The sequence below is a fragment of the Umezawaea beigongshangensis genome (assembly GCF_016464305.1).
GTDB classification, from domain to species: Bacteria; Actinomycetota; Actinomycetes; order Mycobacteriales; family Pseudonocardiaceae; genus Umezawaea_A; species Umezawaea_A beigongshangensis.
In genome coordinates this window covers 15,941-31,772 of the sequence record NZ_JAEIOJ010000014.1, presented here as the reverse complement: position 1 = coordinate 31,772, position 15,832 = coordinate 15,941, and the positions used below count along the sequence as shown (strand labels likewise).

General features: G+C 64.3%; 13 protein-coding genes and 1 CRISPR repeat array. Of the genes, 2 read left to right on the top strand and 11 right to left on the bottom strand.

Going from position 1 to position 15,832, the window contains the following annotated elements:
- The first annotated feature begins 9 nt into the window (after positions 1-9).
- Positions 10-1,584, top strand: coding sequence for a DUF6119 family protein (locus IMZ35_RS26100; protein WP_199443845.1), 1,575 nt, complete (start codon positions 10-12; stop codon positions 1,582-1,584).
- Positions 1,585-2,273: 689 nt separating this feature from the next.
- Here IMZ35_RS26100 and IMZ35_RS26095 read toward each other — a convergent pair.
- Positions 2,274-3,122 carry an integrase core domain-containing protein gene (locus IMZ35_RS26095; protein ID WP_307868801.1) on the bottom strand — a complete coding sequence of 283 codons (849 nt, stop codon included), beginning with the start codon at positions 3,120-3,122 and terminating at the stop codon, positions 2,274-2,276.
- A gap of 353 nt (positions 3,123-3,475) precedes the next feature.
- Positions 3,476-3,958: a hypothetical protein gene (locus IMZ35_RS26090; protein ID WP_199443844.1), complete on the bottom strand. Its 483-nt coding sequence runs from the start codon at positions 3,956-3,958 to the stop codon at positions 3,476-3,478.
- Between the two features lie 182 nt (positions 3,959-4,140).
- Here IMZ35_RS26090 and IMZ35_RS26085 point away from each other — a divergent pair, with 182 nt between their 5' ends.
- The gene (locus IMZ35_RS26085) at positions 4,141-5,022 is read left to right on the top strand and encodes a hypothetical protein (RefSeq protein ID WP_199443843.1); all 882 of its coding nucleotides are present in this window, start codon (positions 4,141-4,143) and stop codon (positions 5,020-5,022) included.
- 124 nt (positions 5,023-5,146) lie between these two features.
- On the opposite strand, the gene IMZ35_RS31125 is transcribed toward IMZ35_RS26085, so the two are convergent.
- The 9 genes from IMZ35_RS31125 to IMZ35_RS31105 all read right to left on the bottom strand — a co-directional run bounded on the left by IMZ35_RS31125 (position 5,147) and on the right by IMZ35_RS31105 (position 13,874).
- Positions 5,147-5,440, bottom strand: coding sequence for a hypothetical protein (locus IMZ35_RS31125; protein ID WP_229373275.1), 294 nt, complete (start codon positions 5,438-5,440; stop codon positions 5,147-5,149).
- A 910-nt stretch (positions 5,441-6,350) separates the two neighbouring features.
- On the bottom strand, positions 6,351-8,411 hold the full coding sequence (locus IMZ35_RS31965; protein WP_199443842.1) for an ATP-binding protein: 2,061 nt from the start codon (positions 8,409-8,411) through the stop codon (positions 6,351-6,353).
- Between the two features lie 373 nt (positions 8,412-8,784).
- Complete coding sequence (locus IMZ35_RS26070; protein WP_199443841.1) at positions 8,785-9,141, bottom strand: type II toxin-antitoxin system RelE family toxin; 357 nt, start codon at positions 9,139-9,141, stop codon at positions 8,785-8,787.
- Positions 9,138-9,626, bottom strand: coding sequence for a hypothetical protein (locus IMZ35_RS26065; protein ID WP_199443840.1), 489 nt, complete (start codon positions 9,624-9,626; stop codon positions 9,138-9,140). Before IMZ35_RS26065 ends, IMZ35_RS26070 begins: the two co-directional genes overlap by 4 nt.
- 132 nt (positions 9,627-9,758) lie before the next feature.
- Complete coding sequence (locus tag IMZ35_RS26060) at positions 9,759-10,151, bottom strand: integrase core domain-containing protein (protein ID WP_229373274.1); 393 nt, start codon at positions 10,149-10,151, stop codon at positions 9,759-9,761.
- Between the two features lie 27 nt (positions 10,152-10,178).
- Entirely contained in the window at positions 10,179-10,829 is a 651-nt protein-coding gene (locus IMZ35_RS31115; protein WP_229373273.1) for a hypothetical protein, read from the bottom strand.
- Between the two features lie 431 nt (positions 10,830-11,260).
- The gene (locus tag IMZ35_RS26050; protein WP_199443839.1) at positions 11,261-12,706 is read right to left on the bottom strand and encodes an ATP-binding protein; all 1,446 of its coding nucleotides are present in this window, start codon (positions 12,704-12,706) and stop codon (positions 11,261-11,263) included.
- A gap of 98 nt (positions 12,707-12,804) precedes the next feature.
- Positions 12,805-13,197, bottom strand: a complete 393-nt coding sequence (locus tag IMZ35_RS26045; RefSeq protein ID WP_229373272.1) for an integrase core domain-containing protein — start codon at positions 13,195-13,197, stop codon at positions 12,805-12,807.
- Positions 13,086-13,874 (bottom strand): hypothetical protein, encoded by a 789-nt coding sequence (locus tag IMZ35_RS31105; protein WP_229373356.1) that lies wholly within the window; start codon positions 13,872-13,874, stop codon positions 13,086-13,088. Before IMZ35_RS31105 ends, IMZ35_RS26045 begins: the two co-directional genes overlap by 112 nt.
- A 95-nt stretch (positions 13,875-13,969) precedes the next feature.
- Positions 13,970-15,401: direct repeats of the CRISPR family, unit length 28 nt; unit sequence GGAAGACCCCCGCGTACGCGGGGACGAG.
- Positions 15,402-15,832: the final 431 nt, after the last annotated feature.

Here is a 15,832-nt window from a genome sequence, read left to right as displayed (position 1 = left end):
GGAGATCCAATGCGAATTACGCTCTATCTTCTTCGTGAAGGTGTCGAGTTTTCTTCTGCAGCTCTTCGTGACGGCGATTCTTTTCAAGAAGTTCAGCTGCTTCCGGTGGATGATTTTGAATGGAAACTATTTGTTCTTCCCAGGTCGCCCAAAGAGCCGACTTGGGCTACTGCAGTACGGTCTTTGGTTATTAGCGAAGTTGCGCTAGATGAACTGCGTATTCAGTCAAGTGCAGGTGTGCTACTTGCCAGAGTGGATGGGCGAATATTTGCTCTGACGTTTAGCAGTGGCTTTCATGCCATTGCTGTCGAAAATCTTGAGCCGGGGTTTGGGCTGCGCGTAACCGCTAACGTGATCGCGTCTGATAAAGTCGTTAGCGCGGATACCAAAGGGTTTAGCAGCTCCTCTCGGAGTCAGAAGATAATTCTGCCATCAGCTAGCGAGTTGCATGAACTCGGAATTGAAACTTCTGAAGAGTGGGTAAAAAATCTGGGTGGTAAAGTTGTCGATGCTGATTTTGCATCCACTGCTGCCGGCGCGGATTCGCTGAGGCTTACGATCAAAGATTTCTCACTTCGAAAACTCCCCGAAAAGCTGAAGGAAATTTCAAAAGTTTATCAGGATGAAACCTACAAGAGTGCATTTGGGTTTCTTGACAATTTCACTCGTATCGACAAGCGTGATCCGCTCGTTGAACGGCTCGACGCGGCGGTTGAAAAAATGCTTAGAGCTGAAAGTGACGAGTTGGGCTTCGCTGCCCCTGACCCGTTTGAACATCTCGATGCAGATCACTATCAGATTCGCTATCGACGAAAAGTAGTGCTAGATGATTTGAATGCCGAGGATGTGTATGCAGCAATAAAAGAGTTTAACCTTCCAAAAAGTGCAGTTTGGATGCACCGCGTGATGGTCATTCCCTTGAAAGATGATGGGAATCCAGCTGATCGCGAATATAAATTGTACAACTATATACAGGCTGAAATTGAATTTCCGGGAGAAGGTAGATTCGCGCTGACCTCGGGGGTGTGGTTTCGTATAGCTGCCTCGTTCCTGGACGAGGTAAGAAATTTTGTCGGCGACATAGAAGATATATCCGATGATCTTGCGCTTGAACCATGGGACACAAAAGTGCTTAATGCGGATTCTGCCGAAGGTGAGTACAATACCTTCATTTGCAATAAACGCGGATACGTGCATCTAGATAAGAAGAACTTTCACTTCGGCAGATACGAAAAAGTGGAGATTTGTGATGCTTTGACTGCTGATAAAAAACTGCTCTGCGTGAAACGCGCTTCTCAATCGAGCACGCTATCTCATCTTTTCTCTCAAGCGAGCGTATCGGCTGCACTTATGAACGAGGCTGATTACAGAAACAAAGTTGTTGAGCATCTTGGTGGAGTCCTGGCGAACGCTAGCTTTGGTACTCATGCTGACTGGACATTCGTTTACGCCATTGCCACCAAAAAGCCTGGGCGGCTCGCAGATTCTTTGTTCTTTTTCAGTAAAGTGAACCTTTTTCGCCATGCAAAGATTATTCGATCATGCGGATTCAAGGTTGCTTTGGCGCGAATCGAGATAGTCTAGTTAAAACTTAGAAATTGCAAGCCGATGAACCTGTAAAAGTAGGTATAGTAACTGAAATCCTTAGTAATGTTGGTGCGGTCATGAATCGTGTAGATCTTTCTCCTGGCGCTTTAGTTGGGGTGTAAATACGCGGACGGTATTGTGAATAAGTTCTAAAGAATCTTCCGTAGTTTTTCTGAAGGCGCGCTGATGACTCGGAGTAAATGGTGTACGGTCACATGTTCGACGATCAAGTGACGTAGGCACGTGTGGACCACGTGTGGACCAGAAGCTCAGCGACAGCAGCAAAGCCAGCGACCGCGGTTCGGATCAGTGGGTGTCAGAAACTGTATTTCCCCAGGTAAACGGCTACCCAGACGTCCTGGGGGTCAAGGGGTCGCAGGTTCGAATCCTGTCGTCCCGACGGTCGAAGTACGGCGAAAGCCCAGGTCAGGGCCTTGGATCACTACGGTGAGACAAGGCCCTGATTGCATTTCCGGGCATGTCGTCTCACATTTTCTCACGAACGCTCGTATTGCTTCCTAACCGAGCAGCACGTCGAGCTGATCAGCGGCCTCTCTGAGGTGCTCGGCGTTGGGGTGGACGTAGACCCGCTTGGTGAAGCTCAGGTCCGCGTGGCCGGCCCAGGCGCTCACGATCACGTCCGGCACTCCTGACGTTGTGCTTGCCGAAAATGTCGTCCGTGCAGGTCAGGCGGCGTGATGGTACTCGTTGAGGATGTCTCCCAGTCGCGGTCGTCGGCGGATGTCGAGGTGGGTGAGGGTTGCTTGATCGGTGGCCGGTTGTGGCAGCGGCTGCAACGGTCGGGCGTTGGCGATACCTTGGTGGGGCCGGTGGGTGTTGTAGAAGTGCTCGTAGTGGCGTAGCGCGTGGAGCAGGTGCTGTTGGTTCCAGATGAGGGTGCGGTCGAGGAACTCGCGGCGGCAGCTACGGATCCAGCGTTCCATGATCGCGTTCATCCGCGGGATGCGGACTCCGCTGAGAACGACCTGGATGCTGGCGTCGGCGAGGATCTCGTCGAACAGAGCGGGGAACTTCCCGTCGCGGTCGCGGATCAGGAACCGCACGTGTTGGCCTTCGTCTTCGAGGTCCATGACGAGGTTTCTGGCGGCTTGGGTGACCCAGGATGCGGTGGGGTGTGCGGTGGCGCCCAGGACGCTGATCCGGCGGCTGGCGTGTTCGATGATCGCGAGTACGTACAGTCGGGTGCCGTTCAGGGTGGTGGTCTCGAAGAAGTCGCAGGCTAGGAGCGCGTCGGCCTGCGAGCAGAGGAAGGTCACCCAGGTTGTCGAGGTGCGTTCGGGTGCCGGGTCGATTCCGGCGTCTTTGAGGATTTGCCAGACGGTGGATGCTGCGATCTTGATGCCGAGTACGAGGAGTTCGCCGTGGATGCGGCGGTAGCCCCAGGCAGGATTCTCCCGCGCCAGACGCAGAACCAGGAGCCGGATGGAGCGGATGGTCCGTGGTCGGCCGGGCCGCTTGGGTCGGGATCTGGCCGCGTGGCGGCGTGTGATGAGGCCCCTGTGCCACCGCAGCACCGTGTCCGGCCGGACCAGTAGTCGGAGTCGACGAAGCGTGGCAGCCGGGAGTCGGTGCAGCAGGGCGGCGAGGAATGCCCGGTCGCCGGGGGAGAACCGCGGACGGGCGTCTCCGAGTTGGCGCTCCAGGACGGTGATCTGGTGCCGCAGCGCTAGGATCTCTGTCCTTGTCCCGGTCGCTTATCGGCAGCAAGCACAGCAAGGCGAACGCGTTGGTCACACCGAGGTAGGCCAGTCGGAGCAGCACGATCGGTCATCATGCCGTGCTGGTCGATGCCGCAGCGGATGGCAGCCGTGCCCCTGAGCGCCTCGGAACCCCAAGCGCTGTGCGTCCTCTACCTGCATGGATGAGGTTATCGGCAGGCACAGATCACGCGCACGTCATCTTCCTCGATCGGACGCTCCCCGTTGCCCTCCAGGATCCGACAACCTGTGTTCAAGGGGCCCAGGGTGAATCCCAGGTAGCTGGCGATGCGGGACGGCATCGCACGCGCACGGTAGAAAGCCCGGCGCCACGCCTCCACCTGCTGTTCCAACTTCTGCGGATGCTGCTGTCCCTGCCTGAGCAATGCTCGGATCGTGTCGAACAGCAGTGTGGTGTCATACCGCTTGCGATCAGCCTGGAAGAGGTTGTGCAGGGTCGAGTAGGCCGTGTATACCTCGTGCGATGGAATTCCGCGCTTGCGTCTTTCCGTCTCGACCATGCCGGGCAGGGCCCGAGGCCCCACATCAGCCCACACCCGCAGGGCCTGGAGGCGTTCAGCGAACTCCCGCAAAGATGCGGGTTCGTCAGGAATCGGGGGTTCGCCGAGCGGTGTCGATCCGTCGGATGTCACTACCGCCTCCTCCTTGAGTCCATCGCGATTCGTCTGCGCACCAGTATGCCGGACTGACGACGCGCTGATCGGGATTGATCGGGAAAGTTGGATCACTCTTCGATCTGCGGCATGCTGACCGGGTCCTCCTTCGGGCTCCACGTGCCGCCGAACGGTGCACACTGTGACGGATGGGTTGAACGATGCTCGCACACAAGGGAAAACTAGCTCTAGTCGGTGTGCTCCTGCTGATTATCGGGGCGTCTTTCGTCAGTATCACAGGATTGGCTGGCGTCGTGCCGCAGATGGAGGGGGGTGTGCTCTGGACGACCGCCGTCGTCATGATCGCCACACTTCCATTCATTCTCGTCAAATCGATGAACCTGGCACTGCTGACGGCACTCGGCGGTCGGGTTCCCAGTCCGGAGGAGTGGCGACGCCTCGAGCCGCTCAGTCGGGGCGTCGGTGGCGCCTCTGACTCCCGTCCGATCCTGATTACAAACCACGACGACGTATTCTCGGACATCGGGTTCCACGCCGTCACGGTGCCGCGCCTCGCCCTGGAGCGGTTGGACATTGATGAGTTGCAAGCACTGCTTGTTCAGCGGACGCGGCGGCAGGAGAACTTCATTGCACCGATTCTGGGGCTGTGCTTGTGGGCCGCGTTACCGATGATCTTGGGCATCGCGTTCACCTACCTGGTGTTCAAATTGGTGCGAGTCGTCGGCAAGGGGATGGGCGGAGTCGCTGACGGCTTGAAACCCAAAACGGAGTTCGGCGCCGGGGTGGGATTGCTGTTCTACCTGGTCGTGTTCGCCGCGTTCCTGGTCGCCTTGTTCGCGGGTATGGTGCTGCTCTACCAGGGATTGATCGCCCTGGTGGTCTTCGGGTTCGCAGCATGGATTTTCCGACGTGCGGACCTCGGAGTAACCGCTGATGTGGCCCGCCAAGGCTATGGTCCTGCGCTGTTGTCCGCTATAGCGGTGTTGGATGCCGCTGATGCACCGTCGACGATGCTGCACCAAATCTTCTGGCCGCGGGCTTCGTTCCGTGCACACTCATCGGAGATCAAGGTCTACCAATGACCTGTGTGTCAGGGAAGTCACTGATCGGTCAGGGGCTTCTCATTTCGGGATAGTGCTGTTCTGCTTGACGGGAATGCTGTCCACGAGGTCGAGTGGCGCGGGGTATTCGTCGGGAGATCTGTGCTTACCGAAAATGTCGTCCGTGCAGGTCAGGCGGCGCGCAGGTACTCGTTGAGGATGCTGCCGAGTTGTTGTCGTCGGTGGATGTCGAGTCGGGTGACCGCTGTTTGATTGGTGACGGCTGGTGGCAGCGTGCGCAGTGGTCGTGCGTTGTCGATGACTTGGTGGGGCGGTGGTTGTTGTAGAAGTGCTCGTACTCGTGCAGGGCGTGGAGTAGGTGTTGTTGGTTCCGGATGAGGGTGCGGTCGAGTAGTTCGCGTCGGCAGATGCGGATCCAGCGTTCCGTGATCGAGTTCATCCGCGGTATCCGGACGCCACTGAGGGCGATCTGGATGCCGGCGTCGGCGAGGACGGCGTCGAACAGTGCGGGGTACTTTCGTCGCGGTCGCGGATCAGGAATCGCGCGTGTCGGCCTGCGTCGCCGAGGTCCATGGCGAGGTTTCTGGCGGCTTGGGTGGCCCAGGTGGCGGTGGGGTGCGCGGTGGTGCCGAGGACGCGGATCCGGCGGCTGGTGTGCTCGATCACCGCGAGTACGTACAGTCGGGTGCCGCTCAACATGGAGTCTCGAAGAAGTCGCAGGCCAGGAGTGCGTCGGCCTGTGAGCGGAGGAAGGCCGACCAGGTCGTCGTGGTGCGTTCGGGTGCCGGGTCGATTCCGGCGTTCTTGAGGATCTGCCACACCGTGGACGCGGAGATCTTGATGCCGAGTAGGAGGAGTTCTCCGTGGATGCGGCGGTAGCCCAAGCGGGATTCTCCCGTGCCACTCGCAGCACCAGGAGTCGGATCGAGCGGATGGTCCGTGGTCGGCCGGGCCGCTTGGGACGGGATCTGGCGGCGTGGTGGGGCGCGAGGAGGTCGCGGTGCCATCGCAGCACCGTGTCCGGACGGACCAGCAGTCGAAGCCGATGAAGCGTGGCGGTCGGGAGGTGGTGCGGCAGCGCCGCGGGGAACGCCCGGTCGCCGGGAGAGAACCGTGGGCGGGCGTCTCCGAGTTGGCGTTCCAGGACCATGATCTGGTGCCGTAGCGCCAGGATCTCCGTAGTCTTTGTCCCGGTCGCTCATGGACAGCAGGCGCAGCAGCGCGAACGCGTCGGTCACGCCGAGGTAAACCAGTCGGAGCAGCACAGCCGGTCATCACGCCGTGCTGGTCGATACCACGGCGGACGCAGCCGTGCTGTGAGCGCTTCGAGGTCTTGGGTTCAAGCCCCCCTACCTGCATGGGTCATGTTTTCGGCAGGCACAAGGCCACGGGGGTGGCGAACTTGCCTGGGAGTAGCGCGCGGGGTGCAGGTTGGCGGTGGCTCGGTCGGGGTCGGGGAAGCGACCCATCCGGTGGTATAGGGATTGGGCTTCGGTCCAGGCCGCTCGAGCTTGGTCGTGTCTGTCCAGCGCGGCATGGGTGTGTGCCAGGTGGTTCAGGGTTTGTGCGGTCTGCCAGGTGCTGCCGCGGATGCGGAACGCGGTCAGTGCGTTGGTGTAGTGGGTGAGGGCTTCGAGGTGTCTGACGGCGCGGTGCCCGATGTGGCCGAGGTTGTTCTCGGTGTCGGCCAGACCGTCCGGGTCGTCGAGCTCGCGGTGCAGTGCCAGGGATGTCCGGCAGTGGGCACGGGCGGTGTCGTAGTCGCCCAAGCGGGCGGTGTACCAGCCGATCTGGTTGAAGCTGCGGGCCAGGGACACCGGTTCGTCCGCGGCGCAGAAGATTTCCAGGGCGCGGGTGGCGTGGTGTAGTGCTCGGTGATCGTCATCGCATTGGGACCAGGTGCGGGCCAGCTCGCGGTGGGCGTGGGCGTGCTGCACGGGATCCGGGCTCAGCGCGAGGGCCTGGTTCAGGTGGTGGGCGGCGGATTCGTAGTGGCCCAGTTCGTTGCACGCGCGGCCGAGGAAGCGGTGGGCACGGGTGCGGGCGTGCGGATCGGCGAGGTGGTCGGCTGCGGACAGGGCGGCCTGCCAGGTGGCCAGTTCGTCGTGGCGGAGGTCGCGTCGGCGGTGGAAGTCGTTGAGGCACCACGCCAGGTGCCATACTGCGGGATGATCGGCGACGAGCTGGGCTGACAGCAGGTTGGCGTGCTCGCGGTCGAACCACGCCTGTGCGGTGTCCAGGTCGTGCAACTCGACCGGCGGGTCACCGCGCCACGCCAGCGCAGGCCTGCTCGGGTTGGGCACGCGGTCGGCGGCGTGTGCCGCGGTGGTGTAGAAGTGGACCACCCGGGACAGTGCCTCGGCGCGGACGGACGCGGGAAGTCGAAGGCCGGTGGCGAAGGCGCGGACCAGGCCGTGCAGCGCGTAGCGGCTGTCAGGTCTGCGTTCGAGCAGGGACGCGTCGGTCAGGTCGTTGAGGAGCACGCGGGCTTCCCGGTGGGGCAGGTCGATAAGGCGTGCCGCGGCGGGCAGACCGATGTCGGGTCCGGGCGCGTGGGCGAGCAGGGCGAATGCGGTTCGCTGCGCGGCGGGCATCCTGCGCAGTGACCATGTCAGCACGGTGTCGTGGAGTTCGGGCATGTCGAGGTCGCGCAGTTCGGCGGCGAACTCGGTCAACGGCAGCTTAGGGTGCGTGCACGCGCCAGCGGCGACGATGCCCAGGGTGAGCGGGAAACCGGCGCACAGCCGCAACAGGTCGGCCACCGCAGTCGGTTCGACGGCAATCCGGCCGGCATCCAGTCGCCGGACCAGCACGGCATGGGCGTCATCGGATCCGAACACGTCCAGCGGCAGGTGCCGCGCGTCGTATCGAGTGATCAGGTCTTTGAGTCGTCGCCGGCTGGTGACCAGGACCGTGCACGTGTCGCAGCCGGGTAGTAGCGGCTCGACCTGTCGCGCATCGGCGGCGTTGTCCAGCACGATGAGTACCTGCTTGTCCGCCAGCAGGCTCCGGTACACGCTTGCCTGTGCGTCCAGGTCGACGGGTATGGCGTCGTGCGGTACACCGAGCGCGGCGAGGAACGCACGCAAGGCCCGTTCCGAGGCGAGTGCCCGACCCTCGGGACTGAACCCGCGCAGGTCCACGAACAACTGCCCATCCGGGAACCACTCGCGCCGCAGGTGCGCCCACCGGACGGCGAGCCAGGTCTTGCCGATGCCGCCCATGCCGACGATCACGTTCACCGGCGCGCGGCGGTCCAATACGGCCAGTTCGACGACCCGTCCGGCGAACGGGGCGGGTACTGCCGGAAGCTGGCACGGCACCACCGGCGCCGCCGGGTGAAAATGCGCGACACCGACTTGGACGACGTTCCCCACAGACTCCGCGGCCACTCGGTTGCGCACGTCCACCCGATGAGTCTCCACCTCAGATTCTCCGCGCACTCCGTAGAAGTGCGGGACCGCTGCCGAAGATCGACGCGCTCGAGCGAGTCGGCCCGGTGGTGAATGGGCGCCGCACGCCTACCGGCGCAACACATCGCCTGGGGCCTGCGCAGTCCGCAATTCCCAAGCTCTGCCCTGCGCACGCCTTGAACCCGCGTGGGTGCGGGTGCCAAAGTTGGCTGCGCAGCTCTGATCTGCGAATTGAAGTACCACAGCTTTAACTGTCGATCAAGCGGTGTCGGTGTTGCAGTTGTCGCGACTATGGCTGTCTTGCTCCCGGAGACGACTTGGTCACTTGATTGCGCTCAACTGCGCGATGTCCGTGTGCGACGTTTAAGTTCTACTCGGTGGCTTTGGGATGGGCACCTGCGTACTGCACCCATACGGTGTGCTTGTCGGCGTCCAGCAGGTACCAGATGCGGTCGCCGCCGGTGACCTCGATCTGCCAGCGGGGCAGGGTCTTCCCGTTGTGCATGCCGTGGGCGAGGCTGCCTTTGAGTTGGTGGTGGCGGTTGGTCGGCTTGCCAGGACCCGGGCCTGGGTCGTTGCGCATGGTCTCCCAGGCCTGGCGCAGGTTGCCCGATGCTCGGGTTTCGAGGTCCTGCCAGCCCTTGACCGCTTCGGTGGTGCAGTAGCGGATGCGCCACTCGTCCCCGATGGTGGGCGGGGCGACAGGATCGCCTTTCTTCGGACTCACGCGGTGGCTGCTCCCGGTGCGGGGACGTCACCGAGGTCTTCGCCGTCCTGGCGGAGGATCGCGAGGAGTCGTGGGTCGGCGTGGACTTCGGCGGTGTGCTGCCACTGGCTGATGAGTTGCGTGACCGGGGCCGGGGTGCCCAGCGAGTCGGCGGCTTGCAGGGTGTCGACGAGTTCGACGACGAATGCCTGCATGTCCTCGCGCGGCAGGAATCGTACCCAGGGGAAGGCCGTGGGCATCACGTCGGTCACCAGGTCCCGGACGCTCTCGCTGTGCTGCATCAGCGCCACGAAGAGGGCGGTGGTGGTCGAGACGACCTCGCGGACCTCCTGTGCCCTGCTGGCCGTGGTGAGGACCAGGTCCTCCTCGTCGCCGCGGCGGTGCACGAGCAGTGTCCGGCTCGGCGACTCCTGGAGCTTGCGGACGGAGTCGGCCGGCTTGTTCGACAGATCGCTGAAGTTGATCTCTGACGCAGCGATGGACATAGTTGCAAAGTACCTTAAAACTCGCAGTGGTGCCAGATTGTTGCGTCCGTGGCTGCGGAAGTGGCCGTCACGGCTCTGGCCTGCTGCAGCGTTGGGGGGTTCCAAAAGTCATCCATGTGGCCTGACCTGCGGTTAGGCGGCTGTGGGTTCGTACTCGTTGATGAGGCCGCCGAGGACGGGTCGGCGGCGTATCGACGTGTAGCTAGGCTTTGCGGTCGGGTGGTCTGGTTGTGGTGGGGCGAGTTGTAGGGCTTGGTGTGGTCGTCGGTGGTTGTAGTGGACCGCGTAGCGCTGCAGCACTGTTCTCAGGTGGTGTTCGTTGATGATGAGCAGGCGATCGGTGACTTCGCGTCTGACGGTGCCGACGAACCGTTCGGCGTAAGCGTTGGCTCGTGGACACCGTGGTGGAATCTTCACGACCTGGATGCCGGCGCCGGCGAGGACGGCGTCGAATGAGGTGGTGAACTGGCCGGCCCGGTCTCGGATGAGGAACCGGAAGTCGTCTGCCTGGTCGCCGAGGTCCATCAGTAGGTTGCGGGCTTGTTGTGTTGTTCAAGGGCCGTCTGGATCCGTGGTGGTGCCGAGGATGCGGACGTAGCGGGTGGCGATGTCCATCACGAAGAACACGTAGACCCGCTTGAGGGTGACGGCGCAGTCGGCGTGGAAGAAGTCGCACGCCAGCACGCTCGCGACCTGCGCTCGGAGGAACCGTCGCCAGGAGATGTCGGTGTCGCGCTGGGGCGCGGGCGGTACCCGCAGGCGCTTGAGCACGCGGCGGACCGTTGAAGCGCCTACCCGGTGGCCGAGCTTGAGCAGCTCACCTTGGATCCTGCGGTAGCCCCAGCCAGCGTTCTCCCGGGCCATCCGCTGGATCAACGCCACGACGATGTCGTCGGTCGGTGGGCGGCCGGTGCGGTGGGGGTAGGTCCACTTCTTCGCGACCAGGCGCCGGTGCCATCGCAGGACGGTGCCCGGCGTCACCAAACGGTGCTCGTACAGCAGCCGGGGGAGTCGGCGCACCAGCGCGGCGAGCACCGCTCGGTCGGCCCACTCCAGCCGCGGGCGGGGGTTGCTGCGGCGCAGTACGGCGACTTCGTACCGCAGCGCCAGCATCTCGGCGTCCTTGGCCGCCGATGACCGGCCGAGCAGGACCAACCAGCCAACGAGCCGGACGAAGATCAGGTACAGCAGTCGTAACGCCACGCCTTGCGATCATGCCTCTACAGCCCATGATGCGCGATCACCGCAGCTCAGCGCTCAGGTGCAGAGTTGTGGAACCCCACAGGTGGCGGTTCTCCCGTCGCAGCCTCGCGAGCTCCTCGCGTTCGTCGGTGGTCAACCCGTCGGCTCGGGTGCCAGCGTCGCGTTCGGCCTGCACGACCCACTGCCGCACCGCGGTCTCGGTCAGGTCGAAGTCCTACGCGACCTGACCCACCGATCGGTCACCCCGCGAGCACAGCTCCACGATCTCGACCTTGAACGCCGCGGTGAACGACCGCCGAGGCCGCCGCTTCTTCCTGCCCATGGGCTCCATGATGGAACAACCCTCCGGGGACACGCGTCCCCTGATCTCGGATGTCCGCCAAAACGGGTCAAGCCCACACGCACTCAAGCGGCGCAGTCTGCCGGACTGTTCAGCCAGTCTTCCAGCAGTCCATGATCTCTTGCGGTCCCCATACGAGGTCGGCGTCGTCGGTGTCGATGTCCGTGCCGGACAGGGACACGACGGCCATGCCGGAGCGGCCTGTCTCGTAGCCGGGGACGTGGTTGGCGGAGTGGCGGAGTGTTTCGAGGTCGTGACGGTCGAACGCGCTGCCGATCCACTTGATCGACCCGGCGAAGTCGATGCGGCTGGCGACGGGGGAGCGGTCGGCTCCGACGAGGTCGACTTCGGGGTTGTGCTGTCGGTTCCACCAGCCGCCTACCGCGGTGGTGTCGAGCCAGGGCAGTTGGCCGGCTTGTCCGGCGAGTTCCAGTGCTTCGCGGATGAGTGGTTCGACGGCGCGTCCGCGCCAGCTGGTCCATTGGCGTTGCAGGATGCGGGTGCCGATGTGGGGGCGTCCGCGGCGGGCTTGTTCCTGGACGGCGCGTCCGATGGGCAGGTAGAAGCGCAGGTTGCTGTCGGCGATCCGGTAGAGAGCTGGTTTGCCGGGCTTGGTGGATAGCGGGTGGTCCACCGCCAGGACTCGTTTCTCCTCGGTGAGTCGGCGCAGCAGCGGTGACAGTGTTCCGGAGGGGATGTGTCCCTGGTTGCTTCCGGCGGTGGCGGCGATGTTGGCGTGGGTGCGGTTGTCCCCGCCGATCGATTCCACGGCGCGGTGGGCCTGGTCGGGTGAGGGGAACTCGGCCAGCAGGGAGGACTCGGGCACGCCGAACAGGGGCGCGGCCGGGTCGTCGCATTCCCCGCGCAGGAAGTCGGCCGGTGGCATGGCGTGGGGCCAGCTGCGGATGATGCCGGGCAGTCCGCCGGTGACGAGGTGGGCGTCGATGGCGTCCGCCGCGTCCAGGCCGAGGGCCTGTCCGGTCTCGGCGGGGTTGAGCGGTCCGAGCACGAGGTTGTCCGCACGTCCGTAGAAGGGGCGGTCGTAGGCGGTGAGGCGTTCCATCATGTGCAGGTCGCTGCCCAGCAGCACCAGCAACGCAGGGCGCCGTGACCACAGCCGGTCCCACGCGGTCTGCAACGCGCCGTCGAAGACCTCGTCCTGTTCGGCCAACCACGGCAACTCGTCGAGCACCACGACCGCCGGGGTGTCCGGCAGCGTCGCGCCCAGGACGCGGAACGCGTCGGGCCATCCGCCGGTGACCCCGGTGGGCGGACCTGCCTGTCCGGCGGCCAGGGACGAGTCGGCGAGTTCGGAGAAGAAGGCGGTGATCGACTCGACCGATGACGCGCCCTTGGTGGCGGCGAAGTAGAAGTAGGGGACGTCGGCCCGGTCGCAGAACTCCTGGACCAGTCGGGACTTGCCCACTTGCCGTCGTCCGCGGATGGCGATCGCGGCCCCTTCCCGTGAGGTGATCACCCGGTCGAGGCGCTTGCGCAAGAGGCGCAGCTCGGCCTGTCTGCCCACGAAACCCGACATGGCCATCAATATAGACGTGATCTACGTAGATTGCATCTACTTTTATTGGGGAAGCGGTTGTGGGGTGCCGATAGTCGGCCACGTGGTCTGACCTGCGGTTAGGCGGCTGCGTGTTCGTACTCGTTGATCAGGCCGTCGAGGACTGGTCGGCGATGTATCGACGTGCAGCTCGGCTCTACTGCTGGCCTATCCGGTCGTGGTGGTGCGAGCTGGAGTGCTCGGTGGGGCTGGCGGTGGGTGTAGTGGGATGCGTAGCGGTCCAGCACCGTCCGCAGGTGGCGTTGGTTGATGATGAGCAGTCGGTCAGTGACTTCGCGTCGGACGGTCCCGACGAACCGCTCGGCGTGGGCGTTGGCTCGCGGGCATCGTGGTGGGATCTTCACGACCTGAATGCCGGTGGCGGAGAAGACCGCGTCGAACGAGGCGGTGAACTGACCGGCCCGGTCGCGGATGAGGAACCGGAAGCTGTCGGCCTGGCCGTCGAGGTCCATGAGCAGGTTGCGGGCTTGTTAGGTGGTCCATGCCCCGTCGGGGTTGGTGGTGGTGCCGAGGATGTGGACGTAGCGGTGGCGACTTCCATCACGAAGAAGACGTACACGCGTTTGAGGGTGACGGCGCAGTCGACGTGGAAGAAGTCGCAGGCCAACATGCTCGTGGCCTGGGCGCGGAGGAACCGTCGCCATGACATGTCGGTGTCACGCTGGGGTGCGGGCGGTATTCGCAGGCGCTTGAGCACGCGGCGAACCGTTGAGGCGGCTACCCGGTGGCCGAGCTTGAGCAGTTCGCCCTGGATCCTGCGGTAGCCCCAGCCGGTGTTCTCCCGTGCCATTCGTTCGATCAACGCCACGACGATGTCGTCGACCGGCGGTCGGCCGGTGCGGTTCGGGGAGGTCCACTTCCTCGCGACCAGGCGTCGATGCCATCGCAGGATGGTGCCCGGTGTCACCAACCGGTGCTCGCGCAGCCGTCGGGGGAATCGGCGAACCAACGCGGCGAGCACCGCACGATCGGCCCACTCCAGCCGCGGACCTGGGTTGGTTCGTCGCAGCACGGCGATCTCATGCCGCAGTACCAGCAGCTCGACGTTCTTGGCCGCGGAGGACCGGCCGAGCAGAACCAACCAGTCACCGAGCCGGACGAAGATCAGGTACAGCAGTCGTAACGCCACACCTCACGATCATGCCCTGGAGGTCCAGCATGCGCGATCGTCGCAGCTCAACATGCCAGTGCAGAGTTCTGGCACCCCACAGCGCCGGAGGCCGTGGAAGACCCCCGCGTACGCGGGGACGAGTCCAGCGCTGGCTCCTACGACGGCGGCACTCGCGGAAGACCCCCGCGTACGCGGGGACGAGCACCGGCAGCAGCAGCTGTCGATCCGGGCGGCGGGAAGACCCCCGCGTACGCGGGGACGAGATCGACGTGGGCGACGTCGGGTAGCGCGAGCAGGGAAGACCCCCGCGTACGCGGGGACGAGGACCGCGTAGCCGAGGGTGGGGAACTCGCCCGTGGAAGACCCCCGCGTACGCGGGGACGAGGAGGCAACCCCCGAAACCAGCACCGACCCCATCGGGAAGACCCCCGCGTACGCGGGGACGAGTACGGGGTGCAGCCAAGCACCCTGACCAGCATAGGAAGACCCCCGCGTACGCGGGGACGAGTCGATCGGTGTTTCCCATCTCGTACTGCGACACGGAAGACCCCCGCGTACGCGGGGACGAGCACGTCAAGGGCTGGACGGACATCCAGGCGACGGGAAGACCCCCGCGTACGCGGGGACGAGGCCGAGTTCACAGGCGGCACCGGGGCCACCACGGGAAGACCCCCGCGTACGCGGGGACGAGACCGACGCGGCGCTCGCAGCCCAGCACGCCCAGGGAAGACCCCCGCGTACGCGGGGACGAGTCGACCAGCCGACCGGCCACGGTCCACCCGAGGGGAAGACCCCCGCGTACGCGGGGACGAGAGCCCCTCCCACGCGGAGGGGGTGCTCGTCCCGGGAAGACCCCCGCGTACGCGGGGACGAGGGGCCCCTGGGCCGTGCGTGGTGCGTGACGCGGGGAAGACCCCCGCGTACGCGGGGACGAGATCACGGCCACAGTCGGTCACCTCCTCTCTACGGGAAGACCCCCGCGTACGCGGGGACGAGACCCACACCCGCTCGCCGACGCCCAGCGCGCGGGGAAGACCCCCGCGTACGCGGGGACGAGGAGATGCATCGCGACGAGATCATGGATCGCATCGGAAGACCCCCGCGTACGCGGGGACGAGGTGGCGAACGACGCGGCCATCCCGCCTCACCCCGGAAGACCCCCGCGTACGCGGGGACGAGAGCCGCGAGTTCACCGCGGGCGTGACGCTCGGGGGAAGACCCCCGCGTACGCGGGGACGAGCGTCCCCACCCAGCCGCGGGGGACCCGATGAGCGGAAGACCCCCGCGTACGCGGGGACGAGACGAGGGCGCGGCGTCTGGCCGCGGTGAGCTCGGGAAGACCCCCGCGTACGCGGGGACGAGGCCGACCGGGCCCGTGAGGGCATCGGCGGCGACGGAAGACCCCCGCGTACGCGGGGACGAGCCGCGCCTGCAGGTACACCAGGCGTTCCTCGACGGAAGACCCCCGCGTACGCGGGGACGAGGAACGCGCACGGGCCTCCTCAGGGTCCACACGGGGAAGACCCCCGCGTACGCGGGGACGAGGCTCGCTGAGCTGCGGTTTCTGAATGTTCACAGTGTTTTTGATTCACTGTGTTTCAGGGCTTCCTGGTGGGGGTGGGGGCATGATCGGTGGAGGCGGGAGGACAGGACGCGGCCATTGTGGTCCACGGGTGCCAGCAGTTGTGGCTGGCGTACGGACGGTCCATCCTTGCTCGACTCCGCGCTCGTGGGGATCTTCCGAGCGCGGTGAGATCATGAGCAAGCCTGTCGAGTTCGATCTCGTGCAGGTGGGGGATCTTCGGGGGCGAGCACGACCGCGTAATGCTGAGATTTTGGCTTGTCCTTGACAATCTGAGTCTTTCTGGTCGCGCCGGGGTGACCGGCAGTGACGTCATCGCCGTCCGACGTTCGCGCCGCAAGTGACATGGCCCTGTTGTCTCATGCGGCGTCTTCGCTGGTGAACGGCTTTAGGG

Excerpts from the sequence above, each read along its gene's own strand:
- IMZ35_RS31125 (WP_229373275.1), bottom strand. The coding sequence starts at position 5,440 with ATGAACTCGATCACGGAACGCTGGATCCGCATCTGCCGACGCGAACTA.
- IMZ35_RS26060 (WP_229373274.1), bottom strand. The coding sequence starts at position 10,151 with ATGGACCTCGGCGACCAGGCAGACGACTTCCGGTTCCTCATCCGAGAC.
- IMZ35_RS26085 (WP_199443843.1), top strand. The coding sequence starts at position 4,141 with ATGCTCGCACACAAGGGAAAACTAGCTCTAGTCGGTGTGCTCCTGCTG.
- IMZ35_RS26100 (WP_199443845.1), top strand. The coding sequence starts at position 10 with ATGCGAATTACGCTCTATCTTCTTCGTGAAGGTGTCGAGTTTTCTTCT.
- IMZ35_RS26065 (WP_199443840.1), bottom strand. The coding sequence starts at position 9,626 with ATGTCCATCGCTGCGTCAGAGATCAACTTCAGCGATCTGTCGAACAAG.
- IMZ35_RS26050 (WP_199443839.1), bottom strand. The coding sequence starts at position 12,706 with ATGTCGGGTTTCGTGGGCAGACAGGCCGAGCTGCGCCTCTTGCGCAAG.
- IMZ35_RS26045 (WP_229373272.1), bottom strand. The coding sequence starts at position 13,197 with ATGGACCTCGACGGCCAGGCCGACAGCTTCCGGTTCCTCATCCGCGAC.